The sequence below is a fragment of the Micromonospora sp. NPDC047527 genome (assembly GCF_040643015.1).
Classification (GTDB): domain Bacteria; phylum Actinomycetota; class Actinomycetes; order Mycobacteriales; family Micromonosporaceae; genus Micromonospora.
On the sequence record NZ_JBEYTK010000012.1, the window covers coordinates 38,372 to 65,360 of the forward strand.

Here is a 26,989-nt window from a genome sequence, read left to right on the forward strand (position 1 = left end):
CCGGTGCCCGCCTCCTATGTGGTCACCGGAGGTGGCCGCGGCGTCGGTCGGGCCGTGGTGCGACGGCTGGTGGCGACGGGTGCCGCCGTCGTCGTCGTGGAGCGCGACGGCGACGCCCTCGACTGGCTGGCCGGGGACCCAGCCGCCGACCGCCTTGTCGCGGTGGTCGGCGACGCCGGTGCCGAGCCGGTGGCCGAGCGCGCCGCTGAACTTGCCGAACGCGCCGCTCCGCTGACCGGCTGGGTCAACAACGCGGCCGTGTTCCGCGACGCCGCGCTGCACACCGTTTCGGCCGACGCGATCCTGGACCTGATCGGGCTGAACCTGCGACCCGCCGTGGTGGGCGCCGCCGTCGCCGTCCGCCGGTTTCTCGCCGCGGGCAACGGCGGCGCGATCGTCAACGTCTCGTCGCACCAGGCCCGCCGGCCCGTGTCCGGTGCTCTGCCCTACGCCACGGCCAAGGCCGCCGTGGAAGGGCTGACCCGGGCGCTGGCCGTCGAGTACGGGCGGCACGGCATCCGCGCCAACGCCGTCGCGCTCGGCTCGATCGCCACCGAACGGCACGCCGAGTTCCTCGCCGCCCAGGAACCCTCCCAGGCCGAGTGGATCGACGCCGAGCTGAACCGGTTGCACCCGGTGGGCCGTATCGGGCGGGCCGACGAGGTGGCCGAGGCCGTCGCGTACCTGCTGTCGCCGGCGGCGAGCTTCGTCAACGGGGTCGTCCTGCCGGTGGACGGGGGACGGGCCGTTCTCGGCCTCGACCCGGAGGCCCGCTGACCTGCTTCCGCCTCGGATTGGGCCCGTCCGGAGGTTGCTGACGCCCATAGCAGATCGGGGCATGATCAGGGCGTTGTCCACAGTGGTCCCGGTTGTCCACAGGGGGAGCTCGGCGCGTCCCGCCACGCCGCCCGCCGCCATAGCGTCGGGCCGTGTCGCACGACGAGGAGACAGAGGTACGCCAGCGCCTGCGCCGACTGACGCACCCGCCGGCCGGCGCGCTGCCAGCCCGGGCTGAGACACCGCTCGCGGGTGTGGTGCCGCCCTGGGTTGAGACCCCGCTCGCGGGTGTGGTGCCGCCTCGGGCTGAGGTGCCGCACGCGGGTGTGGTGCCGCCTCGGGCTGGGGTGCCGCTCGCGGAGCAGCCGGCTCCGGACGGCCCTGCGGCCCAGCCCTCGTCGCTGCTGCCCGGGCCGGGAGCGTTCGATCCGGGGCGGCGCGGGGTACGGGCGCTGGCGGTCGTCGCCGTGCTGGTGGTGCTTGCCGCCGCCGGTTGGGCCTGGCGGTCCCGACCCCGGTCGGAGCCGGTCGCACCGCTGGCCACTGAGGCCGCTACGGCCGTCACGGCGGGTGTCCCCGGCGCATCCGGCTCGGGCGAGCTGGTGGTGGCTGTCGCGGGCAAGGTCCGCAAGCCCGGGCTGGTGCGGCTGCCGGCTGGCGCCCGGCTCGCCGACGCGGTGCAGGCGGCCGGTGGCCCGCTGCCCGGCGTCGACGTGGCGCTGCTCAACCCCGCCCGCAAGGTCACCGACGGCGAGCTGATCGTGGTCGGGGTGACACCACCGCCGGTGCCGGCCGGCGCGATCGGCCCGGCGGCCGGTGGGGCACCGCCCGCCGGTCCGCTGAACCTGAACACCGCCACGCTGGCCCAGCTCGACGCGCTGCCCGGGGTGGGGCCGGTGCTCGCCCAGCGGATCCTCGCCTACCGGGATCAGCATGGCGGCTTCAAGGGCGTTGGTGATCTGCGCCAGGTCGACGGGATCGGTGACGCGCGATACGAGCAGCTCAAGGACCTGGTGACGGTGTGAGCGTCCACCCCGTCGTCGGTGACCCGACCCCGCCGGACCTCCGGCTGGCCGGGTTGGCCGTTGCCGCCTGGCTGACCGCGCTCGCCGGCCTGCACGTCGACGCCCGTCTCCTCCTGCTGGTGGCCGGGACGGCGACGGTGTTGACCGCGCTGACGAGCCTGCACCTGCTCGGCCGCCTCGGGCGGCCCCGGGGCGTGACGCGCCGGTACGGCTGGATCGTCGTCGCGATCGGCCTCGGCGTGGTCTGCGGCGCGGCGGCAACCGCCGCTCGGCTGGCCGTCCGGGACTCACCGCCGGTCCGCGTCCTGGCCGAGGCGCGCACTCCGGTCACCGCCGACCTGGTCGTCCGGGACGACCCGCGCCAGATCCGGTCCGCTGGCGGTCCCGGCATGCTGTTGGTGTCGGCGGACCTGGTCCGGCTCACCGGTCCGGACGGCGAGCGGGTCCACGCGTCGGTGCGGCTGCTGATCCTGGCCACCGACCCGGCCTGGCGAGGGCTGCTGCCCGGCCAACGCGTGACCGCCGAGGGCCGGCTCGGCGTTCCGCGCGGCGGCGACCTCACCGCGGCGGTGCTCAGCACCACCGGCCCGCCCGAGCGGCGGGGCGCGTCGTCCTGGGCGCAGCGTGCCGCCGGCACGCTGCGCGCCGGCCTGCAACGAGCCTGCGCACCCCTGCCCGACGACCCGGGTGGCCTGCTGCCGGGCCTGGTGGTGGGGGACACCAGCCGCTTGCCGCCCGCCGTCGAGGAGGACTTCCGGGCCACCGGCATGACGCATCTCAATGCCGTTTCTGGGAGCAACGTCGCAATCGTGGTGGGTGCGGTGCTGCTGTTGGCCCGCTGGGCACGCGCTGGCCCGTGGCTCGCCGCCGGGCTCTGCGGGATGGCGCTGGTCGGTTTCGTCATCCTGGTGCGTCCGTCGCCGAGCGTCGTACGGGCCGCCACGATGGGCGCGATCGGGCTCGCCGCGCTGGCCGCTGGCCGGCCCCGGGCCGCGCTGCCCGCGCTGGCCGCCGCGATCGCGGTGCTGGTGCTGCTCGACCCCGAGCTGGCCGGCGACGCCGGGTTCGCGCTCTCCGTGCTGGCCACCGGCGGTCTGCTGCTACTCGCCCCGCGCTGGCGGGACGGGCTGCGCCGGAGGGGTGTCCCCGGCGGGCTGGCCGAGGCGTTGGCGGTGCCGGCGGCGGCCCAGGTGGCCTGCGGGCCGGTCGTCGCAGGCATCTCCAGCACGGTCAGCCTGGTGGCGGTTCCGGCCAACCTGCTGGCGGTGCTGGCCATCGCACCGGCGACGGTGCTGGGCGTGACGGCGGCCGTGCTGTCGCCGGTCTGGCCGGCCGGCGCCGAGTTCGTCGCGTGGCTGGCGAGCTGGCCGGCCTGGTGGCTGGTCCTCATCGCCCATCACGGTGCCCGACTGCCGGCCGGCACCCTGCCCTGGCCGGGTGGAGCGGCCGGCGCCCTGCTGCTGGCCGGGCTGACCGTGGCGCTGCTGGTCGCCGTGCGCCGGCCGCTGGTGCGCCGCCTGGTCGCGGTCGTCGCCGTCGCCGCGCTGGTCGGCGCGCTCCCGGTCCGGCTGATGGCCTCGGGCTGGCCGCCGCCCGGCTGGGTGGTGGTGGCCTGCGCGGTGGGGCAGGGCGACGCCCTGGTACTGCCGGTCGCCGCCGGCCGCGCGGTGGTGGTCGACGCGGGACCGGAGCCGGGGGCGGTGGACGCCTGTCTGCGGCGGCTCGGTGTGCGGGAGGTGCCGCTGCTCGTGGTGAGCCACTTTCACGCCGACCACGTGGGCGGGGTGGCCGGGGTGTTCCGGGGCCGGCGGGTGGCAGCGGTGCTGACCCCAGCGTCGACGGATCCGCCGGCCGGCCGGGACGCGGTCCGCGCGGCGGCGACCGGCGGGCGGGCCGCGCTGCTCAGCACCACCGCCGGGGCGCGGCATCCGGTCGGCGGTGTCGACCTGCTCGTGCTCGGCCCGCCGTATCCGCTGGCCGGCACGCGATCCGACCCGAACAACAACTCGCTGATGCTGCGCGCCACGGTCGCCGGAGTGCGGATCCTGCTGCCCGGCGACGCGGAGACCGAGGAGCAGCACGCGGTGCTGACGCGGGCGGTGCCGGGGCAGTTGCGGGCGGAGGTGTTGAAAGTTGCTCACCACGGCTCGGCATATCAGGACGGGAGCTTCCTGGACGCGGTGCGGCCGGCCGTCGCGCTGGTGCCGGTCGGTGTCGGCAACACCTACGGGCACCCGAACCCGGGGCTGCTGGCCCGGTTGGGCAGGGGCGGGGCACGGGTGCTGCGGACCGACACCGACGGCGACCTGGCGGTGGTTCGTGCCGGCGACGGCCTGGCGGTGGTCCGCCGAGGCGTGCCAGCGGGGCGACCGCCGTGAGAGCCGGCGGGCGGGCGCTCGCCGTGAGCCGGCGGGCGGGCGCTCGCCGTGGAAATTGCGGCATCGCCGGAGCAAATGTTGGGCGTATTGCGGATTAGATGGTAAATCGAGATAGATGTCTGGTTTTGCGCTAAGTGCGGGCTGCACCGACCGGGCGGCGAATGAGCAGGCCCGATCCCGCCGTGGGCCGTGCGAATATGGGCGACGTGACCCCCGCCAGCCTCGCCCCCATTCTGCTCGTCCTCGGTGACGAGGAACTGCTCGCCACGCGCGCGGTCACCGAAGCTGTCGCGAAGGTCCGCAGCGTCGACCCCGAGGTGGACGTCCGCGAGTACCAGGCCGGTGCGCTCACCGTCGGCGAGATCGCCGAGATGCTCAGCCCATCGCTGTTCGGTGGGCGACGGTTGCTCGTCCTGCGCTCCGGCCAGGACGCCCGTAAGGACCTGGTCGCCGCACTGCTGGCGTACGCGAAGAACCCCGACCCGGAGGTCCAGCTGCTGGTGCTGCACCTGGGCGGCGCCAAGGGCAAGGCGTTCGCCGACGGGCTGCGGTCGGCGGGTGCCACGGTGGTCCCGGCGGCCAAACTCAAGGGGCACCGCGAGCGGGTGGCCTTCGTCCGTGACGAGATTCGCCGGGCCGGCGGCAAGTGCACCGACGACGCCGCCGAGGCGCTGATCGCCGCGGTCGGCAACGACCTGCGCGAGCTGGCCGCCGCCTGCTCCCAGCTCATCGCCGACACCGACGGGCGGATCAGTGCCGAGACGGTCTCCCGCTACTACCGGGGCCGGGTCGAGGTGACCGGCTTCACGGTGGCGGACGCCACCATGGTCGGCGACGTGCCCGGGGCGCTGGAAGCGCTGCGCTGGGCCCTGCACGTCGGGGTCGACCCGGTGCCCATCGCCGACGCCCTCGCCGACGGGGTACGTACGGTGGCCCGGGTGGCGTCGGCCGGGCGGGGTAGCCCGTACCAGCTCGCCAGCAGCCTCGGGATGCCCGCGTGGAAGATCGAGCGGGCGCAGCGGCAGGGGCGTGGCTGGACGCCGGAGGGGTTGGTCCGGGCCATGCAGGTCGCCGCCGAGTGCAACGCGGCCGTCAAGGGCGGCTCCGACGACCGGGCGTACGCCCTGGAGCGCGCGGTCTTCTCGGTCGCGGCGGCCCGGCAGGGCAGCAGCCGGTGACGGGGCCGAACCGCACGGCGTGGGCCACCATCCCGGCCGACGAGGAGCGTTACCGGCCGCTCTACGCCCGGCTCCTCGGCCTGCGGTTCGTCAACCCCGGCGGGGTGCTCTGCTTCCTCTTCTTCGAGGGCACCATCGCCCTGGCCGTGCTGCTCGCCCTCGCGGAGTTGGTCACCTGGTGGGCGGTGCTGGTGCTGCCCCTGGTGGTGGCGGCGATGGTCAAGCTCAACGACATGGTGGCCGCGACCGTGGTCCGGTCCGCCGCGCTCGTGCCCGAGCAGGAGCGGGACCGCTTCCGCCGGCAGATGGAGCCGGTCGTGGGCCGCGCCCGGGTCGAGTGGATCTCGCACAGCGTCACCGGAGTGGTGATCACCGCCGACCCGGTCCGGCCGACCCACCGCGCCGACCCGTCCGACTGAGCGTGCGGCCCGGCCGCACGCACCCCGCCGGACACAGCCGGGAGTCACGGCTCCGGAGACGCAGCCCGACGGTGACTGGCCGCAGACACGCGGAAGCCCCGGACCGGAGTCCGGGGCTTTCCGAATCAGTCTGACAGCGAGCGTCAGGCGGAGAGGGACACCACGCGCTTGGCGATCGCGGACTTGCGGTTCGCGGCCTGGTTGGAGTGGATCACGCCCTTGCTGACGGCCTTGTCCAGCTTGCGCGAGGCCTCCTGCATCAGAGCGGTGGCCTTCTCGACGTCACCGGCCTCTGCAGCCTCGTTGAACTTCCGGACGGCGGTCTTCAGCGACGACTTGACCGACTTGTTGCGCAGCCGGGCCTTCTCGTTCTGCCGGTTGCGCTTGATCTGGGACTTGATGTTCGCCACGCGACAGCCTCGTCTTGATAGCTCGGGTTGGTCAGCTTAGGTGCGCGGGGATGACGAACATGCGTCAACGCTGCGCGAAGAGCCAGGTTACCAGGTCGCCCGGGACGAGCCAAAACGGCTCGACCACCGGGCTGCCGATCCCGGCTCGCCGGGGACCACGATACGCCCTCGGGCCTGCCGGCCGTGTCACCGCCAGCCCTGGCGGCGGGCGAGCCAGTCGAGGGCCTGCCCGCCACTGCGTCGCCGGTGTGCCGTCAGGTGCGGGGAGACCGTCACGGGTGCCGTGTCCGCTCCGGTGAGGTAATAGCCGGCCAGCGCGGCCAGGGTGGCGTCCAGCGCGTCCGGAGGCGCGCCCGCGGACGCCGGGTGCGCGGCGAAGAGCCGGTCGGTGTCCAGCCCGTCGGCGTACGCGGTGAGCAGCAGACCGGCCACGTCGAACCAGGCGGGGCCGGAACACACCCAGGTCCAGTCGCAGAACCAGGCCCGGCCGTCCCCGTCGACGAGCACGTTGTCCACCCGCAGGTCGCCGTGGATCATGCCGGTCGCCTCGGCGGCGTACCGGGGGAGGCGGGACTCCAGCGCCACCAGCTCGGGCATCCGCCCCCGCACGGCCTCGGGCAGCGCCGGGGTGGGCTCCCGGCCGGCGACGACCTCCTCCCACCAGAGGATGTCCGAGCGGGCCAGGTCGGCGAGGTGCGGCAGGCCGAGCGCCCTCAACCCGGCCGGCGGGTCGGCCAGCGCGGCGGCGACCTCGGCGTACCCGGCGAGCGTGGCGTCCAGCTCGGCCGGCACCCAGGGCAGGCGCGGGGTGTGACCGTCGACGGCGTCGGTGCAGAGCACGAACCAGCCGGCCTCGTGCAGCGTCCACCGGAGGCGGGGCGCGGGCAGGCCGACCGGCAGCCGTTCCAGGATCGCGGCCTCCCGGGCGTACGAGTCGACCAGGTGTGGTTGCCCGGCGACGGCTGCCGCCTTGACGAAGACCCTGCCCCCGGCGGCGGTGTCGAGCACGGCGGCGAAGCCCCCGGTGAAGCCGGCGGGGGCGACCCGGGCGGTGACGACCGCCGCGCCGAGCCGGCCGGCGATCGCGGCCCGCAGCGCCGCCGGCAGCGCCGACCACGACGGGCGCGGCACGCCCACGTGGTGCGGAGGCGGCGGGGAAGACACCCCACCATGCTGCCCCGGGGTACGTGCGCGGTGCGCGGCGACACTGCCAGACTGCCAAGCCATGAGGACCGAGGACTTCTGGCAGCTGATCGACGAGGCTCGGGCCGGTGGCGGGGGAGAGCCCGGCCCGGTCGCCGCGCGGGCCGCCGCGTTGCTCGCCGAACGCGATCCGGAGGACATCGTCGGGTACGCGCGGCACCAGACGCGGGTGTTGGCCGCCTCGCACAAGGCGGACCTGTGGGGCGCGGCGTACCTGATCAACGGCGGCGCCTCCGCGGACGGCTTCGAACACTTCCGAGGCTGGCTGATGACCCAGGGGCGGGCGGTCTTCGCCCGCGCGGTCACCGACCCGGACTCGTTGGCCGAGTTGCCGCAGGTGCGGGCCGCCTCGCTCAGCGGCGAGGAGTTCTCCGCCGAGCAGATGCTGGCGGTGCCGTGGGACGCGTACCGCAAGGCGACCGCGACGGAACTGCCGGCGGACCGGGACCCGGTGCGTGCGCCGGACCTCAACGACTTCTGGGATTTCGACGACGAGGAGGAGGCCCGCCGGCGGCTGCCCCGGCTGGCCGCGCTCTTCGTGGAGCCGCCCATGGAGTGAGGTCTCCGGGTCGATCCGTCGCCCGCACAGCGGACCTACCCCGGCGGCGTGGGAACATAGAGGGGGTCGGCGGCGCGCCGGCCTGTTCACGTCAGTCGACCAGAACGGACCGCTGTGCCACCGAAGCTCGATCCCGGCGCGAACGCCCCTGGTTCCACCGACCCTGGTCGCATCCGGAACTTCGGCATCATCGCCCACATCGACCACGGGAAGTCGACCCTGGCCGACCGGATGTTGCAGCTCACCGGTGTGGTCGACCCCCGGCAGATGCGCGCCCAGTACCTGGACCGGATGGACATCGAGCGCGAGCGCGGCATCACCATCAAGAGCCAGGCCGTCCGGATGCCGTGGACCATCCGCGATGGCGAGCGGGCTGGTGAGCACGCGGTGCTCAACATGATCGACACCCCGGGGCACGTCGACTTCACCTACGAGGTGTCCCGGTCGCTGGCCGCCTGCGAGGGCGCGGTGCTGCTGGTCGACGCCGCGCAGGGCATCGAGGCGCAGACCCTGGCCAACCTCTACCTGGCGCTTGAGAACGACCTGCGCATCATCCCGGTGCTCAACAAGATCGACCTGCCGGCCGCCCAGCCGGAGAAGTACGCCGAGGAGTTGGCCCACCTGATCGGCGGCGACCCCGCCGACTGCATCCGGGTCTCCGGCAAGACCGGCGAGGGCGTTCCGTACCTGCTCGATGAGATCGTCCGGCAGTTCATCCCGCCGGTCGGGGACGCCGTGGCGCCCGCCCGCGCGATGATCTTCGACTCGGTGTACGACGTCTACCGTGGCGTGGTCACCTACGTCCGTGTCATCGACGGCCGGATCAGCGCCCGGGACCGGATCAAGATGATGTCCACCGGCGCGGTGCACGAGCTGCTGGAGATCGGCGTCATCTCACCGGAGATGGTCAAGGCCGAGGCGCTCGGCGTCGGCGAGGTCGGCTATCTGATCACCGGTGTGAAGGACGTCCGGCAGTCCCGGGTCGGTGACACGGTCACCATCAACAGCCGGCCGGCGGCCGAGGCGCTCGGTGGCTACAAGGACCCGAAGCCGATGGTCTACTCCGGCCTCTATCCGATCGACGGCTCGGACTACCCCAACCTGCGTGAGGCACTGGACAAGCTCAAGCTCAACGACGCCGCGCTGGACTACGAGCCGGAGACCTCCGGTGCGCTCGGCTTCGGTTTCCGCTGCGGCTTCCTGGGCCTGCTCCACCTGGAGATCATCCGGGAGCGGCTGGAGCGTGAGTACAACCTCGACCTGATCTCCACCGCGCCGAACGTCGTCTACCGGGCGATCACGGACGACGGCGAGGAGATCGTCGTGACCAACCCGAGCGAGTACCCCACCGGCAAGATCGCCGAGGTGTACGAGCCGGTGGTCCGGGCCACCGTGCTGACGCCGAACGACTACGTGGGCGCGGTGATGGAGCTCTGCCAGGGCCGGCGCGGCAGCCTGCTCGGCATGGACTACCTCTCCGCCGACCGGGTCGAGTTGCGCTACACGCTGCCCCTCGCCGAGATCATCTACGACTTCTTCGACCAGTTGAAGAGCCGCACCAAGGGCTACGCCTCGCTGGACTACGAGCCCTCCACCGAGCAGGCATCCGACCTGGTGAAGGTGGACATCCTGCTGCACGGCGAGCCGGTAGACGCGTTCAGCGCCATCGTGCACAAGGACAAGGCGTACAACTACGGCGTCACCATCGCCGCCAAGCTGCGTACGTTGATTCCGCGTCAGCAGTTCGAGGTGCCGATCCAGGCGGCCATCGGCAGTCGGGTCATCGCCCGCGAGACCATCCGCGCGATCCGCAAGGACGTCCTCGCCAAGTGCTACGGCGGTGACATCAGCCGTAAGCGCAAGCTGCTGGAGAAGCAGAAGGAAGGCAAGAAGCGGATGAAGATGGTGGGCCGGGTCGAGGTGCCGCAGGAGGCCTTCATCGCCGCGCTCTCCTCTGACTCCGGCGACGGCAAGGCCGCCGGCAAGAAGTAGCCCTCGCCACCAGCACCCCACCGCCCGGCCCGGGTGATCAAGAGGCTTCGATAAGCTCTTGATCAACAGCGTCGGGGTGGTGGGGTGCTGGTGGAGATTTTTTTCGGTCCCGGCCGGTGGTCCGGGCACCCGGTCGCAGGGCACGTGACCTGTGTGGACGCGCTCCCACCCCAATCGACGCAGCCATCCGGCATTGACGTCTGCCGCTCGTTTCACGGCGAGTCGGTTTGGTTTTTCCATGGGTCGGGCACTTAGCGGTCACGACAGGAAGCACACACATTGTGTGTCAGACGTTCTTAGAAGGAGGGCGACCGTGGAGCTCACCGTGTGGGGCATCATCACCGCCATCGTTATTGGTCTCATCGTCGGCGCGCTGGGCCGCCTGGTCGTTCCGGGCCGGCAGAACATGCCGATCTGGCTGCACCTGCTGATTGGTGTCGGCGCGGCCCTGTTGGGCACGGTGCTGGCGCGGGCGGTCGGCATCGCGACCGAGACCGCCGGTGTGGACTGGGGCGAGCTGCTGGTGCAGGTCGTCGTTGCGGCGATCGCGGTCGCGCTGGTGGCCGGCGTGGGTGGCCGTCGCCGCGTGACCCGGTAACACCAGCACCACTCCGCACCACCGCAACCTTCGATGGGCGCCCGACCGACAGGTCGGGCGCCCATCGGCGTTCGTCGTCCTGGGTGAAGTCGCCGCACAACGCCGCGGTGCGGCCTCGCCAGACGACCGGGTGGACCTGATCGACTCCATGTCGGCGACGTGGCGGTGTCCCGCAGTGGTGATACCCCGATATCGGCGACATGGCGTCGATCATCAGCCGGGCGGCCCGGCGTGACCCGCACTCGCGCAGTCTTCCTAAGGGCCGCCGCCCTGCGGCGGCCCGACCCCGATCGACCCCGGGCCGGGTCGACGACTTGTATGCCTGATCGTGATCGTCTGGGGCGCCGAGTCGGTTTGGATTTTCGGGCGGTCGGGCATTTAGCGGTCACGACAGGAAGCACACGCACTGTGTGTCAGACGTTCTTAGAAGGAGGGCGACCGTGGAGCTCACCGTGTGGGGCATCATCACCGCCATCGTCGTTGGTCTCATCGTCGGCGCGCTGGGCCGCCTGGTCGTTCCGGGCCGGCAGAACATGCCGATCTGGCTGCACCTGCTGATCGGTGTCGGCGCGGCCCTGCTGGGCACGGTGCTGGCGCGGGCGATCGGCATCGCGACCGAGACCGCCGGTGTGGACTGGGGCGAGCTGCTGGTGCAGGTCGTCGTTGCGGCCATCGCGGTCGCGCTGGTGGCCGGCGTGGGTCGCCGCCGCAGCGTCACCCGGTAACAACCTGGTATCACCCGCACCTCGAACGAACGCCCGGCCGATGGTCGGGCGTTCTTTCGTGGTGGAGTGCCCGACTTCGACCCGATGCCACAAACCCTCGTGTCGATGTCCTTGCGGTACCGTCGCCACGCTTCGGGCGGTCCGACCACTGTCGTAAAGGATTTCTTCGTACTAAGGTGCGGCGCAGAAGGTTAGTTCCAGGCGGCGCGAGGGGAGAAGTGGCGTGAACAGGTGGAAGCGGCTGGCCCCGGTCACCGCCGTGGTGGCCTCGGCCGCGATGGTGCTGACCGGCTGCGGAGGCTCCGGCGAGGATGCGGCCGACGACAGCAAACTCACCGTATGGATGATGGGCGAGGGCGGCGACGCGCAGAACGCCTTCCTCGACTCGGTCGAGACGGAGTTCCGGCAGAAGCACCCCGACACCGACGTGGTGGTGCAGTACATCCCCTGGCTAGAGGCGCCCAAGAAGTTCCAGGCCGCGCTCGCCGGCGGTGAGGGACCGGACATCACCGAGCTGGGCAACACCGAGACCCAGGGCTGGGCTGCCCAGGAGGCGCTCGCCGACGTGAGTGGCCGGATGGGCGGCTGGGCCGACGGCAAGGACCTGCTGCCCGACCTGGTGCGCAACGCGCAGCTCGACGGCAAGCAGTACGGCGTGCCGTGGTACGCCGGCGTTCGGGCGATCTACTACCGCACCGACTGGTTCGCCGAGGCGGGCGTCCAGCCGCCGAAGACCTGGGACGACCTGGTCACCGTGGCCAAGGCCGTGCAGGAGAAGAAGAAGGGCACCTACGGCATCGCCCTTCCCGGCAACTCCGAGCTGCCCTTCTACTCGTTCCTCTGGGGTGCCGGCGGCGAGATCGCCAGCAACCAGGGCGGCGCCTGGAAGTCCGGCTACACCACCCCCGAGGCGCAGCGGGCGGTCAAGTTCTGGACCGACCTGGTGACCGTGCACAAGGTGGCCCCGCCGGCAGCGGCCGGCTGGAACGAGATCGACGCGCGTACCCAGTTCGCCACCGGCAAGGCCGCGATGGCCTTCGCCGGCAGCTGGCAGCAGGCCGCCATCAAGAAGGACAACCCCGACATCGAGAAGGTCTGGGGTACGTTCCCGATTCCCGGCCCGGACGGCAAGGCGGCTCCCGCCTTCGCCGGTGGCTCGGACGTGGCGATCTGGAAGGACAGTGAGCGGCAGGACCTGGCCTGGGACTACCTGACCGTGCTGCTGAACAAGAAGAACGCGCAGAGCTTCGCGAGCAGCCTCGGCTTCTTCCCGGTCTACCAGGATCTGGTCGCCGGTGACACGTACGCCAACGACAAGGTGATGGCCGCGTTCGCCACCACCATGCAGAACACCAAGCTCACGCCGCTCACCCCGAAGTGGGTGGAGGTCAGCCGCACCAAGACGGTGACCCAGGCGATGAACAGCTCGGTCATGAAGGGTCAGAAGACGGTCGAGAAGGCTACCGCCGACGCGGCCGCCGAGATGGAAGGCATCCTCAACAGCAAGTGAGCGTCCTGACGAAGACCTCGCAGACGGCCGCCGCGCGGGAGACCCCCGCGCGGCGGCGTCGCCGGGTGGACCGCCTGCCCTACCTGCTGCTCCTGCCCGCCCTGGTGATCATCGGGGTGTTGCTGCTCTGGCCGCTCGGCCAGGTGGTGACGATGTCGTTCTACCGGCTCAACAGCGTGCGGCAACTACGCGGCGACCGGGAGTGGCCGTGGGTGGGCCTCGGCAACTACATCGAGATCCTCACCGATCCGTTCTTCCTGACGGTGCTGCGCAACACCGTCCTGTTCGCGGCGGCCAACGTGTTTCTCACGATGGTCCTCGGCACCCTGGTCGGGCTGCTGCTCAACCGGCTCGGCCGCAAGATGGCCACGTTCGTGGCCAGTTGCGTGATGCTCGCCTGGGCCACCCCGGCGCTGACCGGCACGATCGTCTGGAAGTGGATCTTCGACGACACGAGCGGCCTGGTCACCTGGCTGTTCAACGCGCTACCGGACGGCCTCTCCAACGGGCTGTTCGGCCGCAGCGACTGGACCGGCTACGGCTGGTTCAACTCGCCGCTGCTGTTCTTCGCCATCCTCACCCTGGTGGTGGTCTGGCACTCGTTCCCGTTCATCGCGGTGAGCGTGCTCGCCGGCCTCAAGAGCGTGCCGAGTGAGCTGCACGAGGCGGCCCGGGTCGACGGGGCCAGCCCGTGGCGGGTCTTCTGGAAGATCACGTTCCCGCTGCTGCGCCCGGTCTTCGGGATCCTGATCGTGCTCTCCACCATCTGGGACTTCAAGGTCTTCACCCAGCAGTTCGTGTTGGCCGGCGGCACCCAGGACCGGCCGACGTTCATGCTCTCCATCTACTCGTACGCGGAGGCGTTCTCGCCGCCGCCGAAGTACGGCCTCGGCGCGGCCATCGCGGTGATTCTCACGCTGATCCTGCTCGTGGTCACCGGCTTCTACGTACGGATGGTGCTCAGGCAGGAGGACGAGTAGTGAAGAAGGTCGCCCTCAACGGCGCCGGGCTGCTTGTCGCGCTCTTCGCGGCCTTCCCGGTCTACTGGATGATCTCCACCTCGCTGAAGCCGAGCAGCGAGATCTTCTCGTCCACGCCGCAGCCGGTGCCGGCCCACCCGACGCTGGCGCACTACCGGGAGATCCTGACCGGCAACCTCATCCCCGGCGTGAGCTTCCTCGACTTCTTCCTCAACAGCGCGCTGGTCGCGGTCGCGACGGTGGTGCTCAGCGGCCTGGTCGCCCTGCTCGCCGCGACGGCGGTGGCCCGCTTCCGTTTCAAGCTGCGGACCAGCTTCCTGATCATGCTGCTGGTGGTGCAGATGATCCCGCTGGAGGCGCTGGTCATCCCGCTGTTCCTGATGATCCAGCGCCTCGGGCTCTACAACACGCTGCCCAGCCTGATCCTCACGTACCTGGGCTTCTCGCTGCCGTTCGCGGTCTGGATGCTGCGCGGCTTCGTCGCGGCGGTGCCCAAGGAGTTGGAGGAGGCCGCGGCCATCGACGGCGCGAGCCGCGCCCAGATCTTCCGCAAGGTGCTCTTCCCGCTGGTCGCGCCCGGCCTGGTCGCCACCAGCATCTTCTCGTTCATCACCGCCTGGAACGAGCTGATCTTCGCGTTGACGTTCATCAACGACCAGAGCCGCTACACCCTGCCGGTGGCGATGACGTTCTTCTTCGGCCGGGACGACACCAACTGGGGGCCGGTCATGGCCGCCTCCACCCTGTTCACCCTGCCGGTCATCATCTTCTTCCTGCTGGTGCAGCGCCGGATGGTCTCCGGCCTGGTGGCCGGCGCCGTCAAGGGCTGACAGCCGGCGAAAGGATCTTGACGGCACCGCGACCCGCCGGCCCGGCTAGGCTGACCGCCATGACGGGCAGGGTGGCAGCGGTGAACCTCGGCATCGTGACCGAGGCGAAGTGGGCCGGCGACGCGAGCGGTCGCAGCGGCATCGACAAGCGCCCGGTCGACGGGCCGGTGCTGCTGCGCGTCGACGGAGTCGTCGGCGACTTCATCGGCGAGCGAGCCCACCACGGCGGCGAGGACCAGGCGGTCTACGCCTACGCGGAGGAGGACGCCGCCTGGTGGGCGGCCGAGTTGGGGCGCGACATCCGGCCCGGCGGCTTCGGCGAGAACCTCACCACCTACGCGGTCGACCTGACCGGCGCGGTGATCGGTGAGCAGTGGCAGATCGGGTCGGCCCTGCTCCAGGTGACCAAGCCGCGTACGCCGTGCACCACCTTCGCCGGCTTCTGGGGCGTACCGGATCTGATCAAGCGGTTCACCGTCCGGGCGCTGCCCGGCGCCTACCTGCGGGTGCTCCGCGAGGGGGAGGTGGGTCCGGGCGACCCGATCGAGGTGGTGGACCGGCCCGCGCACGGGGTGACCATCGGCGAGGTGTTCCGGGCCACCAGCCTGGAGCCGGAGCTGCTGCCCCGCCTGCTCGACGCGGACGACCTGCCGGAGTCGATCCGGGAGAAGGCCCGCCGTCGCCTCGCCAGCAGCGCCTGACCGACGGTGGACGCGCGAGAGCCCCGGACATCTCCAGATGCCCGGGGCTCTCGGCTAACGGCTCAGCGGAGCCAGGGGACGCTGCGGTCCAGCAGACCGCGCTCCTTGAGCTCCTTGCGCAGCGGGATCTCGTCGTCGACGTACCCGTCCCAGTTGATGCCCCAGTAGTTGGCGGTGTGGGTGCCCTCACCGATCAGCTGGCGCTGCACGGGGGTGCGGTTCTGGTACCACTCGCCGTTCACGTCGGGGTGCAGCTCGTCCAGCGGGCGGATCCACCGGTAGGTGTAGCCGACGAAGAGCATCTTGCGGGTGATGGTCGACAGGTTCGTCGACCGGGAGTGCCACTGCCGCCGGTCGAAGATGAAGGCGTCGCCCGGGTTGGCGGTGATCTCCACCGTGCCCTCCGGGTCCGGGTTGTGCACGCTGAGGTCCTTGGGCCGGTCCAGCGAGTTCCACAGGTGGCTGCCCGGGATGACCTTGGTGGCGCCGCGGCCGGTCTCGGAGAGGTCGGAGAGCACGTACGCGACCTTGAGCGAGAACATCGGCCGAGGCAGGTTCGGGTCCATCGTCTCCGGGTCGGAGTTCTGGCGGTACCCGTCCTGGTGCCAACCCCAGTACGGCTTCTCCGGCTCGGCGGCCGGCGGAGTGACGTCCAGGTGGTTGTGGTGGGTGTAGATGTTCCAGCCGGCCAGCCCCCACATGTACGGGAAGGCGATCGGGTGGGTGAGCAGCTCACCGAAGAGTTCGTCGCGCTCCAGGAAGCCCAGCAGGTGCAGCGTGCCGTCCTTCTTGGTGGTGCCCTTGGCCTGCTCCTCCGCGTAGACGCGGTCGACCGCCGCCTCCAGCGCCGCCCGGTGGTCCTCCGTCAGGACGTTGCGGAGCAGGAGGAAGCCCTGCTCGTGGAACTCCTTGCGGTCAGTGTCGCTGATCGGTTCGTAGCCGGTCCGGTCGCCGTAATCGAACACCGCGTCGTACCCCTCCCCATGAGGTGAATATGTTTCTGGCACAGGCCGCCGATCGTAACGCGATGGCCCAGGCATCGGGGAGAGTGCGTCGCGCGAATGGGATTCGGCGGGACACCATGCAGCGGGAGGACTGCGAAGAGTGAGTTTTCCGTGATCAATAAGGGTGTTCGTGGATCAATGTCCGATTGTGCGGTGACTGCCGGTTAAGAGATCCGGATCGGTCAGCCCTCGTTGAACACCTCGGCCACCACCTGGCCCGAGGAGTTCTGCTCGCCGGCCACCCGACCCCAGGTGCCGTTGCGGGCGGTCCACTCCCGGTCGCCGAAACGGACCCGCTTCACGCCGTGGTCCTGGGCGTGCGAGACCAGCCAGTGCGCGTACCGCCAGCCGTCGCGCTGGTCGCCCGGAGTCACCGCCAGCCCGGTCGGGTCGGTCGGGTCGGTCCCCTTCAACCCCCAGTCCAGCACCAGGTTGCGGGTCAGCTGCGTGGCCGCCGTCGCGCCGTACATCACCGGGGTGCGCCCCACCGTGCACGCCACCGCGCCGGTGACGTCGCCGAGCAGGGCCCGGCTGAGGACCTCGGACTCGTCGGCCCACTTCTGGTACGCCTCGGGGAACGCCGAGCGCTGCACCCGCTGGGCGGCGTCGGTGACCCGCATCTTCTCCCAGCCGCGCACCTTCTTCAGTGCAGCGTAGAAGCGGTTCGCCGCGTAGCGCTGGTCGCGGATCTGCGCCGGGGTGCCCCAGCCCTGGCTCGGGCGCTGCTGGAACAGGCCGACCGAATCCCGGTCACCGTCGGCGAGGTTACGCAGCCCCGACTCCTGGTACGCGGTGGCCAGCGCGACCACCACGGCCCGCTCGGGCATCCCACGCTGGGCGCCGATCGCCGCGATCGTCGCCGCGTTGGCCATCTGGTCGGCGTCCAGCACGACCCGGCCGTCGGCCTGGACCGTGCACGTCCGGCCCATCAGCGGCAGCCGCAGTCGATCCCCGGCCTGCCGGACGACGAGCCAGATCGCGATCACGGCGACGAGGATGAGAACCACTCCACCCGCCACGGCTGCCCGAGTTCGCACTCACACCCCCAGATCGACAGTCCGCCAAGCGTACGTCCCCGCCCGCCCTCTCCGGACCGCCCGAGCGGTTCCGGGTCGACTCGGCCGGTTCCGACCCGGTTCGGGGTCGGCTCCGCCGCCGTGTACCGGTTGGCGACGTTCCCGCTCCGGTGGCGATCTCACCTGCCTGTCGCCCTGTCGTGCGCGTCACCCGCCCACGACGACGGGAAGCGATTGACCAGGCAAGGACTTGAGGGGTGCTGACATGTCAACCGACTGAACCTCGCACCGGGGTGCAGGTCATGAGCAAGGAGAATCCGATGGGAACTCTGAACGGCAAGGTCGTGCTCGTCACCGGCACCGGCGGCGGCCTGGGGCGCGTCGCGGCACTGACCTTCGCTCGCGAAGGCGCGAAGGTCGTCGGGGCCGACATCCAGGTCGACGGCAACAACGAGACGGTCGAACTCGTCCGGCGGGCCGGCGGTGCGATGACAGGCATCGCGCCGATCGATCTCACCGATCCGGAACAGGTGCGCAGGCTCGTCGAGGAAGCGGCCGCGGCCTATGGCGGCCTCGATGTGGTCTACAACAACGCGGCGGCGCTCCGCTTCGGCCCGATGCCCGACTTCTCCGTCGAGGACTGGCGGTACACCATCAGCGGAGAACTCGACATTCCGTACTTCGTGTCGAAGTTCGCCTGGCCGCACCTGGTCCGGCGCGGCGGTGGCGTCATCATCAACGCCGCCTCCATGGCCGGAATGATCGGTGGTCACGTCCCCCCCGATGGTCGGCCACACCGCGGCGAACGCAGGCATCATCGGCATGACCCGACAGCTCGCGCTCGAAGGCGCGCCGCACGGGATTCGCGCGGTGGCGGTCAGCCCCGGGCCCATTCTCACCCCGGCCAGCGAACGCGACCTCGGCGACAACCAGGCTGCCCGGGACGCGATCACCAGCAAGACGCTCCTCAAGCGCTTCGCCCGACCCGAGGAGGTAGCCGAGCTGGTGGTCTTCCTCGCCTCTGACCGGGCGTCGTACATCACCGGCGCGAACTACCCGGTAGACGGCGGCGCGACCGCCTGGTGACCGGACCGACAACCGGGGCGTCGCCGAGCGGAGGCGGCGTCCCGGCGGCCCTCGGTCCTACCCGGCGTGATCCGCGTCAGCACCGGGCACCCAGGCGGCGTCCCGCTTCTCCCGGAACGCCATGATCCCCTCGCGCCCCTCGTCGGAGAGGAAGTAGCCGGTCGACAGCGCCGACAGCCGGGCCAGGTCCTCGCGCAGCTCGGCGGTGCCTGGCCGGCGCAGCAACTCCTTCGCGCCGGCCAACGCTGCCGGCGCGCCGCGTACCAACGAGTCGCAGTACCGGGCCACCGTCGCGTCCAACTCGTCGGCCGGCACGGCGGCGGTGACCAGGCCGATCTCGGCGGCCCGCCGGCCGTCGAAGGTGTCCCCGGTCAGGTACAGCTCGGCGGCGGCACGCGGGTGCAGCCGGGGCAGCACGGTCGCCGAGATCACCGCTGGGATCACGCCGATCCGCACCTCGGTGAAGGCGAACGTCGCCTGCTCGGCGCAGACCGCCAGGTCGGCGGCCGCGATCAGGCCCAGCCCACCGGCCCGCGCCGGCCCGGCGACGCGGGCCAGCACCGGCTTCGGGCACTCCCAGAGCGCCGTCAGCACGTCACCCAGCATCGCGGCCGGCACCGTCCCGCTGGCGTACGCCATGGCGGTCTCCTTCAGATCCGCGCCCGAGCAGAAGACCGGGCCGGTGTGGTCGAGCACGATCACCCGGACCGCGTCGTCGGCGACCGCCTCGGCCAGCCCGGCCAGCAGCTGGGTCATCAGGGCGGTGGAGAGCGCGTTGCGGTTGTGCGGGCTGTCCAGGGTGAGGGTGGTCACCCCACGGGCCGTGGCGACCCGCACGAGGACGTCGGGAGAGGTCATGCCGGGCACACTAGTGGCCATGCCCGGCGTCCTTCCAGATGGTGAAACCGTTCCCGTCGACGGTTCGCTGCCCACCGCCGCCACCGGAGCGGTCGGTCAGCGCGGCTTCGGCGTGTACGTGCACGTGCCGTTCTGCGCCAGCCGCTGTGGCTACTGCGACTTCAACACGTACACGGCCGCCGAGTTGGGCGGCGGCGCCAGCCGCGAGGGGTACGCCGACACGGTGCTCGCCGAGCTGGCGCTCGCTGCCCGGGTGCTCGGTGACAGCCCGCCGCCCCGGGTCGACACGGTCTTCGTCGGCGGCGGCACGCCCACCCTGCTCCCCGCCGACGACCTGGCCCGCATCCTGGACGGCATCGACCGCACCTGGGGGCTGGCCGCCGACGCGGAGGTGACCACCGAGGCCAACCCGGAGTCGGTCACCCCGGAATCGTTGAAGCTGCTGCGCTCGGCCGGCTACACCCGGATCTCGCTGGGCATGCAGTCCGCCTCCCCGGGGGTGCTGGCGATCCTCGACCGCAAACACAGCGCAGGCCGGGCCACCGCCGCCGCCCTGGAGGCGCGCGACGCCGGCTTCGAGCACGTCAACCTGGACCTGATCTACGGCACGCCGGGGGAGCGGGCCGAGGACTTCGCAGCCTCGCTGGAGCAGGTGGTCGCCGCCGGGGTGGACCACGTCAGCGCGTACGCCCTGATCGTGGAGGACGGCACCCGACTGGCCGCCCGGATGCGGCGCGGCGAGTTGGCGTACCCCAGTGACGACGTCGCCGCGGACCGCTACCTGGCCGCGGAGGCCGCCCTCGACGCGGCCGGCCTGTCCTGGTACGAGGTCTCCAACTGGGCTCGCACCGACGACGCCCGGTGCCGGCACAACCTGCTGTACTGGACCGGCGCGGACTGGTGGGGGCTCGGCCCGGGGGCGCACAGCCACGTCGGCGGGGTCCGCTGGTGGAACGTCAAGCACCCCACGACGTACGCCCAGCGGCTCGCCGCCGGCGCGTCACCCGGCCTGGCCCGTGAGGTGCTCACCGCCGACGAGGCGCACATGGAGGACGTGATGCTGCGGCTGCGGCTCGCCAGCGGCCTGCCGCTGGCGGTGCTCGACGCCGTCGGCCGGGCCGGCGCCGAGCGGGCGCTGGCCGAGGGCCTGCTGGCCGCGGAGGACTACGCGGCTGGCCGGGCGGTGCTCACCCTGCGCGGCCGACTGCTCGCCGACGCCGTGGTCCGCGACCTGCTGCCCTGAGCCGGCGCTCCCCGGCCGACGGCAGTGCGCCGGGCCGGCCGGGGTAGCGGCCGACCCGGTTCACTTGATGAAGTTGGCCGACATCGGGTAGCGGTAGGGGCTGCCCTCGTTCGCCTTCATGCCGGCGATGATCCCGAACAGGATCTGGATCACCACGACCGCGATGCTGGGCAGGAAGAGCAGGCACCAGCTCACGAAGAGCAACACGAACGCGATGATCGACCAGAGGATCTGGAAGTTCAACGCGGCCAGGGCGTGCGCCCGCACGGTCGGCGACTGGTTACCGCGGACCAGGAAGGCGATGAGCGGGGCGACGAAGCCCAGCGGGCCGAAGCTGATCAGCGCGCCAGCGGCACCGCCGAAGTGCGCGACCAGCGCCCAGGTCTTGTCCTCGTTGTTGGCGTAGCCGCCGCCCGGGCCGCCGTAGCCGCCGCCGGTCGGATAGCCGCCAGTGGGACCACCCGGCGGGTAGCCACCGGGCGGGGGATAACCACCCGCTGGAGGGTAGCCACCGGGCGGAGGGTAGCCACCTGACGGCGGTTGGTCACCAGTGGGCGGCGGATAGCCACCGGCTGGGGGATAGCCGCCCGAGCCGGGTGCCCCGGACAGTGGTGCGGTGGGCGGCTCGGGCGAGTAGGGCGTGCCCGGGGAGGTCGGCTCCGGCGGGTAGCCGCCAGGATCTCCCGCACCGGGTGGGCGAGGTGGTTCAGTCATGCTGCCACGGTAGGGGTGGGTGGCAACGCCGCACCAGAGCGACACCGCCGAGCCCGCCCGGCTGAACGGGCAGCAGGAACGAACAGCGCAGCACTTGATCATCGCGTCGGTGGGCGTGCCGACGTAGACTGGCACTCGTTACAGTCGAGTGCCAGGACGGTCCGCCGGCCCCTGTCGGGCCGGCGGCCGACGTGCGACAGGAGGTGCGGAGGATGGGTCTCGACGACCGAAAGCTCGCCGTGCTCCGCGCCATCGTCGAGGACTACGTCTCCACGCAGGAGCCGGTCGGCAGCAAGGCGCTGGTCGAGCGTCACCAGCTCGGGGTCTCCCCGGCCACGGTCCGCAACGACATGGCCGTGCTGGAGGAGGAGGGCTACATCCGGCAGCCGCACACCAGTGCCGGTCGGGTGCCCACCGACCGTGGCTACCGGCTCTTCGTCGACCGGCTGTCCCGCGTCAAGCCGCTCAGCCCGGCCGAGCGCCGGGCCATCGAACGCTTCCTGGTCGGCGCGGTCGACCTGGACGACGTGGTGCACCGCACAGTCCGGTTGCTCGCCCAGTTGACCCGCCAGGTCGCCGTCGTGCAGTACCCGAGCCTGGCCCGCTCCTCGGTGCGGCACCTGGAGTTGGTGCCGATCTCCACCACCCGGCTGATGCTCGTCATGATCGCCGACACCGGTCGCGTCGAGCAGCGGCTGGTCGAGCTGCCCGGGCCGGTGTCCGCCGACGACGTCACCGACGTGCGTCGGCTGGTAAACGAAAAGCTCGCCGGCGCGCGGCTGTCCGATACGCCGCCGCTGGTGCAGGCGCTGGTCGAGGAGGCGCCGGCCGGGCTGCGTCCGATGATGACGACCCTCGCCACCGTGCTGCTGGAAACGCTCGTCGAGCGGCACGAGGAACGCATCGCGCTGGCCGGCACCGCCAACCTCACCCGGGGCGGCCTGCTGGACTTCCAGGGCTCCCTGCGACCGATCCTCGAAGCCCTGGAGGAGGAGGTCGTGCTCCTCAAGCTCATCGGCGAGACCGAGCCGAGCGCGACCCGGGTGCTGATCGGCGACGAGAACGAGTTCGACAACCTCCGCGCCGCCTCCGTGGTCAGCACCGGGTACGGCCCGGGCAGCACCATCGTCGGCGGCCTCGGGGTGCTGGGGCCGACCCGGATGGACTACCCCGGCAACATCGCCACGGTGCGCGCCGTGGCACGCTACGTGGGCGAGTTGCTGGCCCAGAACTGATTGGTCAGGGCCGACGGCCGGCTGCGGCCGCCGGTCGGCGCAACGCGAGACGAACATGAGGACACGGAACGCAGTGGCCAGGGACTACTACGGCATTCTCGGTGTCAGCCGGGAAGCCTCCGATGACGAGATCAAGCGCGCCTACCGCAAGTTGGCGCGCCAGTTCCACCCGGACGTCAATCCGGACCCGGAGGCTCAGGAGAAGTTCAAGGACATCAACGCCGCGTACGAGGTCCTCTCGGACGACCGCAAGCGGCAGATCGTCGACCTGGGCGGCGACCCGCTCGCCCCGGGCGGCGGTGGCGCCGGCGGCCCGGGTGGCCCGGGTGGAGCCGGTCCATTCGTCGGTTTCCAGGACATCATGGACGCGTTCTTCGGCGGCGCGGCGGGCGGCGCCCGTGGCCCCCGTCCGCGGACCCGTCCGGGCGCCGACGCGATCCTGCGGCTCGAACTGGACCTGCACGAGACGGCGTTCGGCGTCGAGGCCCCGATCACCGTCGACACGGCGGTGCTCTGCACCACCTGCTCGGGCGCAGGCACGGCGGCCGGCACCCACCTGGCCACCTGCGAGGCGTGCGCCGGTCGGGGCGAGGTGCAGTCGGTGCAGCGCACCTTCCTCGGCCAGGTGGTCTCCGCCCGGCCGTGCACGGTCTGCCAGGGGTACGGCACCACCATCCCGCACCCCTGCCCCACCTGCGCCGGTGACGGCCGGGTGCGTACCCGACGCTCGCTGACCGTCAAGATCCCGGCCGGCGTCGAGGACGGCATGCGGATCCGGCTGGCCCAGCAGGGCGAGGTCGGCCCGGGTGGCGGCACCGCCGGTGACCTCTACGTCGAGATCCACGAGCGGCCGCACGACGTCTACTCGCGCAAGGGTGACGACCTGCACTGCCGGGTCACCGTGCCGATGACCGCCGCCGCGCTGGGCACCCGGCTCACCATCAAGACGCTGGACAGCGAGGAGACCGTCGACGTCAAGGCCGGCACCCAACCGGCCAGCACGCTGCGGCTGCGCGCCCGGGGTGTGCCGCACCTGCGTGGCACCGGCCGGGGCGACCTCTACGTGCACCTCGACGTCCGGACGCCGACCAAGCTCGACCCGGACCAGGAGCGCATGCTGCGCGACTTCGCCAAGACCCGGGGCGAGGAGGTCGCCGAGCTGAGCAAGCAGGGCGGCTTCTTCTCCCGGATGCGCGACGCGTTCAACGGGCACGCCTGAGGTGTCCTCGCCGCTGTTCCTGGTCGAGGCGCTGCCCACCGGCGACGCGCTGACCCTGGACGGCCCGGAGGGGCACCACGCCGCCACCGTGCAGCGGCTGCGGGTCGGCGAGGAGTTGCTGCTCGCCGACGGCCGGGGCGGCACGGCCGCCGCGGTGGTCACCGCCGTCGGCCGGGGCAACCTGGAACTCACCATCACCTCCCGGGGGTACGCGGACGCGCCCGTACCCCGGCTGGTGACCGTCCAGGGCATCGCCAAGGGCGACCGGGGTGAGCTGGCCGTGCAGGCGATGACCGAGGTCGGGGTGGACGAGATCGTGCCCTGGGCGGCGTCCCGTTCGGTGACCCAGTGGCGCGGCGACCGGGGCGTACGCGCTCGGGAGAAGTGGGTGGCCACCGCGCGGGAGGCGGCCAAACAGGCGCGCCGGCCCTGGCTGCCGGTCGTGGCCGGGGCACCGGACGAGTCCACCGCGACGGTGGCCCGCCGGATCGCCGGCGCCGCCGCCGGGTTCGTGCTGCACGAGGAGGCCGACGAGCGGCTGACCACCGCCGACCTGCCGACCGCCGGTGAGATCGTCCTGGTGGTCGGCCCGGAGGGTGGCATCGATTCGGCCGAGCTGACCGCCTTCCGGACGGCCGGCGGTCGCCCGGTGCGGCTCGGAGCGGAGGTGCTGCGCACCTCCACGGCCGGCGTGGCCGCGCTCAGCGTGCTCGCCACCCGCCTCGGCCGCTGGTAGCCGTACGTGTGTGGTCAGCTGCGCAGGTAGGACGCGCCGTTCAGGTCGAGGATGGTGCCGGAGGCCCACTCCGCCTCCGGCGACGCCAGCCAGTGCACGGCCGCGGCGATCTCCTCCGGCCGGGCCACCCGGTCGAACGGGCTCTGCGCTCGGATCGCCGCGCCCTGCTCACCGCGGAGGTGCTCGGTGGTCATGTCGGTCGCCACGAAGCCGGGCGCGACGGTGGCGACCGCGATCCCGTACGGCGCGAGCGCCACGGCGAGGGACTGGCCCAACGCGTTCAGCCCCGCCTTGCTGGCGCCGTACGCCGGCTGGTCAGGCTCGCCCCGGAACGCGCCCCGCGACGAGACGTTGACGATGCGGCCACCGCCGTCGCGCATGTGCTGGGCGGCACACCAGGTGACGTTGCCGGCGCCGGTCAGGTTGGTCTCCAGCACCTGCCGCCAGCGCCGCTGCCACTGCTCGTAGGAGATGCCGAAGACCGGGTGCGGGTCGTCCCGGTCGCCGTACATCCCGGCGTTGTTGACCAGGACGTCCAGCCCGCCGAGCAGTTCGGCGGCCCGGTCGACCATGGCCCGGACCGCGTCCGGGTCGGTGAGGTCGGCGCGGACCACCACGTGCCCCGTACCCGGCAGTCGCGCGCGCAGCTCCTCGGCCGCGTCGGCGGAGTCGCGGTGGTGGATCGCCACGCGGTCACCGCCGGCCGCGAACGCCATCGCCACCGCCGCGCCGATGCCACGCGAGGAACCGGTCACCAGTACGGCCCGAGCAGTCATGGCGGCCATCCTGCCCCAGGAGCCGCGCGTGCCCCGAAGGGCCCCTTCCTTACACTGCCCGGATGGGATCCGACTGCCTGTTCTGCCGCATCGTCGCCGGGGAGATCCCGGCCACCGTGGTCCGGGAGACCGCCACGACGCTCGCCTTCCGCGACATCGACCCGAAGGCGCCGGTGCACGTTCTGGTCATTCCGAAGGAGCACTACGCCGACGTCGCCACCCTCGCCGAAGGTGACCCCGGGCTCGCCGGTGAGGTGCTGGCCACCGCCGCCGCGGTGGCCGAGGACGAGGGCCTGCTCGGCGACGGTTTCCGGCTGATGTTCAACACCGGGGCGTACGGCGGGCAGGAGGTGTTCCACGTGCACGCGCACCTGTTCGGTGGCACGCCGCTCGGCCCGATGCTCGCCCGGGACCTGGCGTGACGGCCGGCCCCGACGTGCACGACCGGTTGGGCCGGCTGGTCCAGCGGGTGCAGGCCGACGCCCGGGTGCCGGCGCTGTCGGCCGCGCTGCACCGGGCCGACCGGCCGCTGTGGACCTGCACCGTCGGCGACACAGGCACCGACAGCGCGCTGGGGCCGCGCACCCAGTTCCGGATCGGCTCGGTCACCAAGACGTTCACGGCGGCCCTCACCCTCCAGTGCCGCGACGACGGGCTGCTGGACCTGGACGATCCGGTGGGTCGGCACCTGGACCTGCCGGCGCACGGTGAGCTGACCGTACGACGGCTGCTGTCGCACACCGGCGGTCTGCAACGCGAGCCGTTCGGCGACGTCTGGGACACCCTGGCCGCGCCGGACGCCGAGCGGTTGGTGGCCGAGCTGGACCGGGCCGAGCGGGTGCTGCCCGCAGGCCGCCGGTTCCACTACTCAAACCTCGGTGTGGCCGTGCTCGGCCTGCTGGTCGCCCGGCTGCGCGGCGGCACCTGGGCGGAGGTGCTCGCCGAGCGGGTGTTGACGCCGCTCGGGCTGACCGACACCACCGTGACCCCCGAGCCGACGGCGGCGACCGGGTTCCTGGTCGACGCGTACTCCGACGAGGCCCACCCCGAGCCACCGACCGACTTCGGCGCGGTCGGTCCGGCCGCCCAGCTCTGGAGCACCGCCACCGACATGGCCCGCTGGGCGGCGTTCCTCGCCGATCCGGCGGCGCTCGACCCGTCCGGTGCGGTGCTCGCCCCCGGCACCCTGGACGAGATGCGCTGGCCCCTGACGACGACCGACGAGACGCTCTGGGGCGCCGGCTTCGGGCTCGGGCTGATCCTCGTCCCGCAGGGCGAGCGTGTGGTGCACGTGGGGCACGACGGGGCGATGCCCGGTTTCCTGGCAGCCGTGTACGGCCGTCGGGGCGGCGACGGCACGGCCGGCGCGATGGGCGCCGCGGTGCTCGGCTCCTCCGGGACGGCGGCGGAACTGCTCGACCTGCCGCACCGGCTGCTCGCCCAGGCGGTCGAGCACGACCCCGCCGACATCGAGCCGTGGCGGCCCGGCGCACCCCCTCCGGCGGCCCTGCGGGGTGTGCTCGGCCGCTGGTGGGGCGAGGGCTTCGAGTACGTCTTCTCCTGGCACGACGGCACGCTGCGGGCGCGCGGGGCCGGCGATCCGGCGGGGCGTCCACCAGCGGTCTTCGCCCCGTTGCCGGACCGGCCGGATGTGTTCCGTACCGTCTCCGGCCGGGAGTCGGGCGAGCTGTTGAGGCTGACCCGGGACGACGCCGGAGCGGTGGTCCGGATGCACTGGGCGACCTACCGGTTCACCCGCCACCAGGAGACCTTCGACCGGTACGACTTCCGGGCCGGGAGTTGATCGCGGCCAGCGG

General features: G+C 72.1%; 27 protein-coding genes and 1 pseudogene. 21 read left to right on the forward strand and 7 right to left on the reverse strand.

The genetic code is table 11. The features are described from left to right. Nucleotides 1-3: 3 nt before the first annotated feature. From ABZ808_RS29525 to ABZ808_RS29545, 5 genes are all read left to right on the forward strand, one after another. A complete protein-coding gene (locus ABZ808_RS29525) occupies nt 4-777 on the forward strand; it encodes an SDR family oxidoreductase (RefSeq protein WP_357012640.1) in 774 nt (257 codons plus the stop codon). A 152-nt stretch (nt 778-929) separates the two neighbouring features. Then, a complete protein-coding gene (locus tag ABZ808_RS29530; protein ID WP_357012642.1) occupies nt 930-1,802 on the forward strand; it encodes a ComEA family DNA-binding protein in 873 nt (290 codons plus the stop codon). Further along, on the forward strand, nt 1,799-4,180 hold the full coding sequence (locus tag ABZ808_RS29535; RefSeq protein WP_357012643.1) for a ComEC/Rec2 family competence protein: 2,382 nt from the start codon (nt 1,799-1,801) through the stop codon (nt 4,178-4,180). The genes ABZ808_RS29530 and ABZ808_RS29535 overlap by 4 nt, the downstream gene beginning before the upstream one ends. Before the next feature lie 197 nt (nt 4,181-4,377). Next, entirely contained in the window at nt 4,378-5,358 is a 981-nt protein-coding gene (gene holA / locus ABZ808_RS29540) for a DNA polymerase III subunit delta (protein ID WP_357012714.1), read from the forward strand. Further along, complete coding sequence (locus ABZ808_RS29545; protein ID WP_357012644.1) at nt 5,355-5,777, forward strand: hypothetical protein; 423 nt, start codon at nt 5,355-5,357, stop codon at nt 5,775-5,777. The genes holA and ABZ808_RS29545 overlap by 4 nt, the downstream gene beginning before the upstream one ends. Before the next feature lie 143 nt (nt 5,778-5,920). Here ABZ808_RS29545 and rpsT read toward each other — a convergent pair whose 3' ends face one another. Both rpsT and ABZ808_RS29555 read right to left on the reverse strand, forming a co-directional pair. Further along, nucleotides 5,921-6,187 carry a 30S ribosomal protein S20 gene (gene rpsT / locus ABZ808_RS29550; protein ID WP_074313654.1) on the reverse strand — a complete coding sequence of 89 codons (267 nt, stop codon included), beginning with the start codon at nt 6,185-6,187 and terminating at the stop codon, nt 5,921-5,923. Between the two features lie 186 nt (nt 6,188-6,373). After that, a complete protein-coding gene (locus ABZ808_RS29555) occupies nt 6,374-7,324 on the reverse strand; it encodes a phosphotransferase (protein WP_357012716.1) in 951 nt (316 codons plus the stop codon). 88 nt (nt 7,325-7,412) lie between these two features. On the opposite strand from ABZ808_RS29555, the gene ABZ808_RS29560 reads away from it, so the two are divergent. The 8 genes from ABZ808_RS29560 (at nt 7,413) to ABZ808_RS29595 (ending at nt 15,285) form a co-directional block, all read left to right on the forward strand. After that, nucleotides 7,413-7,949 (forward strand): DUF4240 domain-containing protein, encoded by a 537-nt coding sequence (locus ABZ808_RS29560; RefSeq protein WP_357012645.1) that lies wholly within the window; start codon nt 7,413-7,415, stop codon nt 7,947-7,949. Nucleotides 7,950-8,063: 114 nt separating this feature from the next. Beyond that, nucleotides 8,064-9,941, forward strand: coding sequence for a translation elongation factor 4 (gene lepA / locus ABZ808_RS29565; RefSeq protein WP_357012647.1), 1,878 nt, complete (start codon nt 8,064-8,066; stop codon nt 9,939-9,941). Nucleotides 9,942-10,254: 313 nt separating this feature from the next. Further along, nucleotides 10,255-10,539 (forward strand): GlsB/YeaQ/YmgE family stress response membrane protein, encoded by a 285-nt coding sequence (locus ABZ808_RS29570; RefSeq protein WP_357012649.1) that lies wholly within the window; start codon nt 10,255-10,257, stop codon nt 10,537-10,539. Nucleotides 10,540-10,979: 440 nt separating this feature from the next. Beyond that, nucleotides 10,980-11,264, forward strand: a complete 285-nt coding sequence (locus tag ABZ808_RS29575) for a GlsB/YeaQ/YmgE family stress response membrane protein (RefSeq protein ID WP_357012650.1) — start codon at nt 10,980-10,982, stop codon at nt 11,262-11,264. 223 nt (nt 11,265-11,487) lie between these two features. Further along, on the forward strand, nt 11,488-12,774 hold the full coding sequence (locus ABZ808_RS29580) for a sugar ABC transporter substrate-binding protein (protein ID WP_357012652.1): 1,287 nt from the start codon (nt 11,488-11,490) through the stop codon (nt 12,772-12,774). After that, nucleotides 12,771-13,754: a sugar ABC transporter permease gene (locus tag ABZ808_RS29585; protein WP_357012653.1), complete on the forward strand. Its 984-nt coding sequence runs from the start codon at nt 12,771-12,773 to the stop codon at nt 13,752-13,754. The genes ABZ808_RS29580 and ABZ808_RS29585 overlap by 4 nt, the downstream gene beginning before the upstream one ends. After that, nucleotides 13,754-14,584: a carbohydrate ABC transporter permease gene (locus ABZ808_RS29590; protein WP_357012654.1), complete on the forward strand. Its 831-nt coding sequence runs from the start codon at nt 13,754-13,756 to the stop codon at nt 14,582-14,584. The genes ABZ808_RS29585 and ABZ808_RS29590 overlap by 1 nt, the downstream gene beginning before the upstream one ends. Before the next feature lie 59 nt (nt 14,585-14,643). Next, nucleotides 14,644-15,285, forward strand: a complete 642-nt coding sequence (locus ABZ808_RS29595; protein WP_357012655.1) for an MOSC domain-containing protein — start codon at nt 14,644-14,646, stop codon at nt 15,283-15,285. Nucleotides 15,286-15,347: 62 nt separating this feature from the next. Here the strand turns inward: ABZ808_RS29595 and ABZ808_RS29600 are convergent, their stop codons facing one another. Continuing rightward, nucleotides 15,348-16,250, reverse strand: coding sequence for a phytanoyl-CoA dioxygenase family protein (locus ABZ808_RS29600; protein WP_053656093.1), 903 nt, complete (start codon nt 16,248-16,250; stop codon nt 15,348-15,350). Nucleotides 16,251-16,471: 221 nt separating this feature from the next. Beyond that, nucleotides 16,472-17,326 carry a hypothetical protein gene (locus ABZ808_RS29605; protein ID WP_357012656.1) on the reverse strand — a complete coding sequence of 285 codons (855 nt, stop codon included), beginning with the start codon at nt 17,324-17,326 and terminating at the stop codon, nt 16,472-16,474. A 299-nt stretch (nt 17,327-17,625) separates the two neighbouring features. Between ABZ808_RS29605 and ABZ808_RS29610 the strand changes: the two are divergent. Next, nucleotides 17,626-18,012 (forward strand): annotated as a pseudogene (locus tag ABZ808_RS29610) (SDR family oxidoreductase); the annotation flags it as partial. A 115-nt stretch (nt 18,013-18,127) separates the two neighbouring features. After that, nucleotides 18,128-18,391, forward strand: a complete 264-nt coding sequence (locus ABZ808_RS29615) for an SDR family oxidoreductase (protein WP_357012658.1) — start codon at nt 18,128-18,130, stop codon at nt 18,389-18,391. 57 nt (nt 18,392-18,448) lie between these two features. Here the strand turns inward: ABZ808_RS29615 and ABZ808_RS29620 are convergent, their stop codons facing one another. Continuing rightward, on the reverse strand, nt 18,449-19,249 hold the full coding sequence (locus ABZ808_RS29620) for an enoyl-CoA hydratase family protein (protein ID WP_357012660.1): 801 nt from the start codon (nt 19,247-19,249) through the stop codon (nt 18,449-18,451). 19 nt (nt 19,250-19,268) lie between these two features. On the opposite strand from ABZ808_RS29620, the gene hemW reads away from it, so the two are divergent. Beyond that, nucleotides 19,269-20,492 (forward strand): radical SAM family heme chaperone HemW, encoded by a 1,224-nt coding sequence (gene hemW / locus ABZ808_RS29625; protein ID WP_357012718.1) that lies wholly within the window; start codon nt 19,269-19,271, stop codon nt 20,490-20,492. Nucleotides 20,493-20,552: 60 nt separating this feature from the next. Here hemW and ABZ808_RS29630 read toward each other — a convergent pair whose 3' ends face one another. Then, on the reverse strand, nt 20,553-21,206 hold the full coding sequence (locus ABZ808_RS29630) for a DUF4870 domain-containing protein (protein WP_357012661.1): 654 nt from the start codon (nt 21,204-21,206) through the stop codon (nt 20,553-20,555). A gap of 212 nt (nt 21,207-21,418) precedes the next feature. Here ABZ808_RS29630 and hrcA point away from each other — a divergent pair, with 212 nt between their 5' ends. From hrcA to ABZ808_RS29645, 3 genes are all read left to right on the forward strand, one after another. Next, entirely contained in the window at nt 21,419-22,441 is a 1,023-nt protein-coding gene (gene hrcA, locus ABZ808_RS29635; protein WP_357012662.1) for a heat-inducible transcriptional repressor HrcA, read from the forward strand. Nucleotides 22,442-22,514: 73 nt separating this feature from the next. Continuing rightward, nucleotides 22,515-23,660, forward strand: coding sequence for a molecular chaperone DnaJ (gene dnaJ, locus ABZ808_RS29640; protein WP_357012720.1), 1,146 nt, complete (start codon nt 22,515-22,517; stop codon nt 23,658-23,660). A gap of 1 nt (nt 23,661) precedes the next feature. Further along, a complete protein-coding gene (locus tag ABZ808_RS29645) occupies nt 23,662-24,396 on the forward strand; it encodes a 16S rRNA (uracil(1498)-N(3))-methyltransferase (protein WP_357012663.1) in 735 nt (244 codons plus the stop codon). 14 nt (nt 24,397-24,410) lie between these two features. On the opposite strand, the gene ABZ808_RS29650 is transcribed toward ABZ808_RS29645, so the two are convergent. Continuing rightward, the gene (locus tag ABZ808_RS29650; protein WP_357012664.1) at nt 24,411-25,172 is read right to left on the reverse strand and encodes an SDR family oxidoreductase; all 762 of its coding nucleotides are present in this window, start codon (nt 25,170-25,172) and stop codon (nt 24,411-24,413) included. A 62-nt stretch (nt 25,173-25,234) separates the two neighbouring features. Here ABZ808_RS29650 and ABZ808_RS29655 point away from each other — a divergent pair, with 62 nt between their 5' ends. Beyond that, on the forward strand, nt 25,235-25,594 hold the full coding sequence (locus ABZ808_RS29655; protein WP_357012665.1) for a histidine triad nucleotide-binding protein: 360 nt from the start codon (nt 25,235-25,237) through the stop codon (nt 25,592-25,594). Next, nucleotides 25,591-26,976, forward strand: a complete 1,386-nt coding sequence (locus ABZ808_RS29660; protein ID WP_357012667.1) for a serine hydrolase domain-containing protein — start codon at nt 25,591-25,593, stop codon at nt 26,974-26,976. Before ABZ808_RS29655 ends, ABZ808_RS29660 begins: the two co-directional genes overlap by 4 nt. The last annotated feature ends 13 nt before the right edge of the window (nt 26,977-26,989 follow it).

Bases quoted from the DNA above. Each gene is read 5' to 3' on its own strand.
- holA (WP_357012714.1), top strand. From the start codon at position 4,378: ATGGGCGACGTGACCCCCGCCAGCCTCGCCCCCATTCTGCTCGTCCTC.
- ABZ808_RS29560 (WP_357012645.1), top strand. From the start codon at position 7,413: ATGAGGACCGAGGACTTCTGGCAGCTGATCGACGAGGCTCGGGCCGGT.
- ABZ808_RS29595 (WP_357012655.1), top strand. From the start codon at position 14,644: ATGACGGGCAGGGTGGCAGCGGTGAACCTCGGCATCGTGACCGAGGCG.
- ABZ808_RS29615 (WP_357012658.1), top strand. From the start codon at position 18,128: ATGACCCGACAGCTCGCGCTCGAAGGCGCGCCGCACGGGATTCGCGCG.
- ABZ808_RS29620 (WP_357012660.1), bottom strand. From the start codon at position 19,249: ATGACCTCTCCCGACGTCCTCGTGCGGGTCGCCACGGCCCGTGGGGTG.
- hemW (WP_357012718.1), top strand. From the start codon at position 19,269: ATGCCCGGCGTCCTTCCAGATGGTGAAACCGTTCCCGTCGACGGTTCG.
- ABZ808_RS29630 (WP_357012661.1), bottom strand. From the start codon at position 21,206: ATGACTGAACCACCTCGCCCACCCGGTGCGGGAGATCCTGGCGGCTAC.
- hrcA (WP_357012662.1), top strand. From the start codon at position 21,419: ATGGGTCTCGACGACCGAAAGCTCGCCGTGCTCCGCGCCATCGTCGAG.
- ABZ808_RS29650 (WP_357012664.1), bottom strand. From the start codon at position 25,172: ATGACTGCTCGGGCCGTACTGGTGACCGGTTCCTCGCGTGGCATCGGC.
- ABZ808_RS29655 (WP_357012665.1), top strand. From the start codon at position 25,235: ATGGGATCCGACTGCCTGTTCTGCCGCATCGTCGCCGGGGAGATCCCG.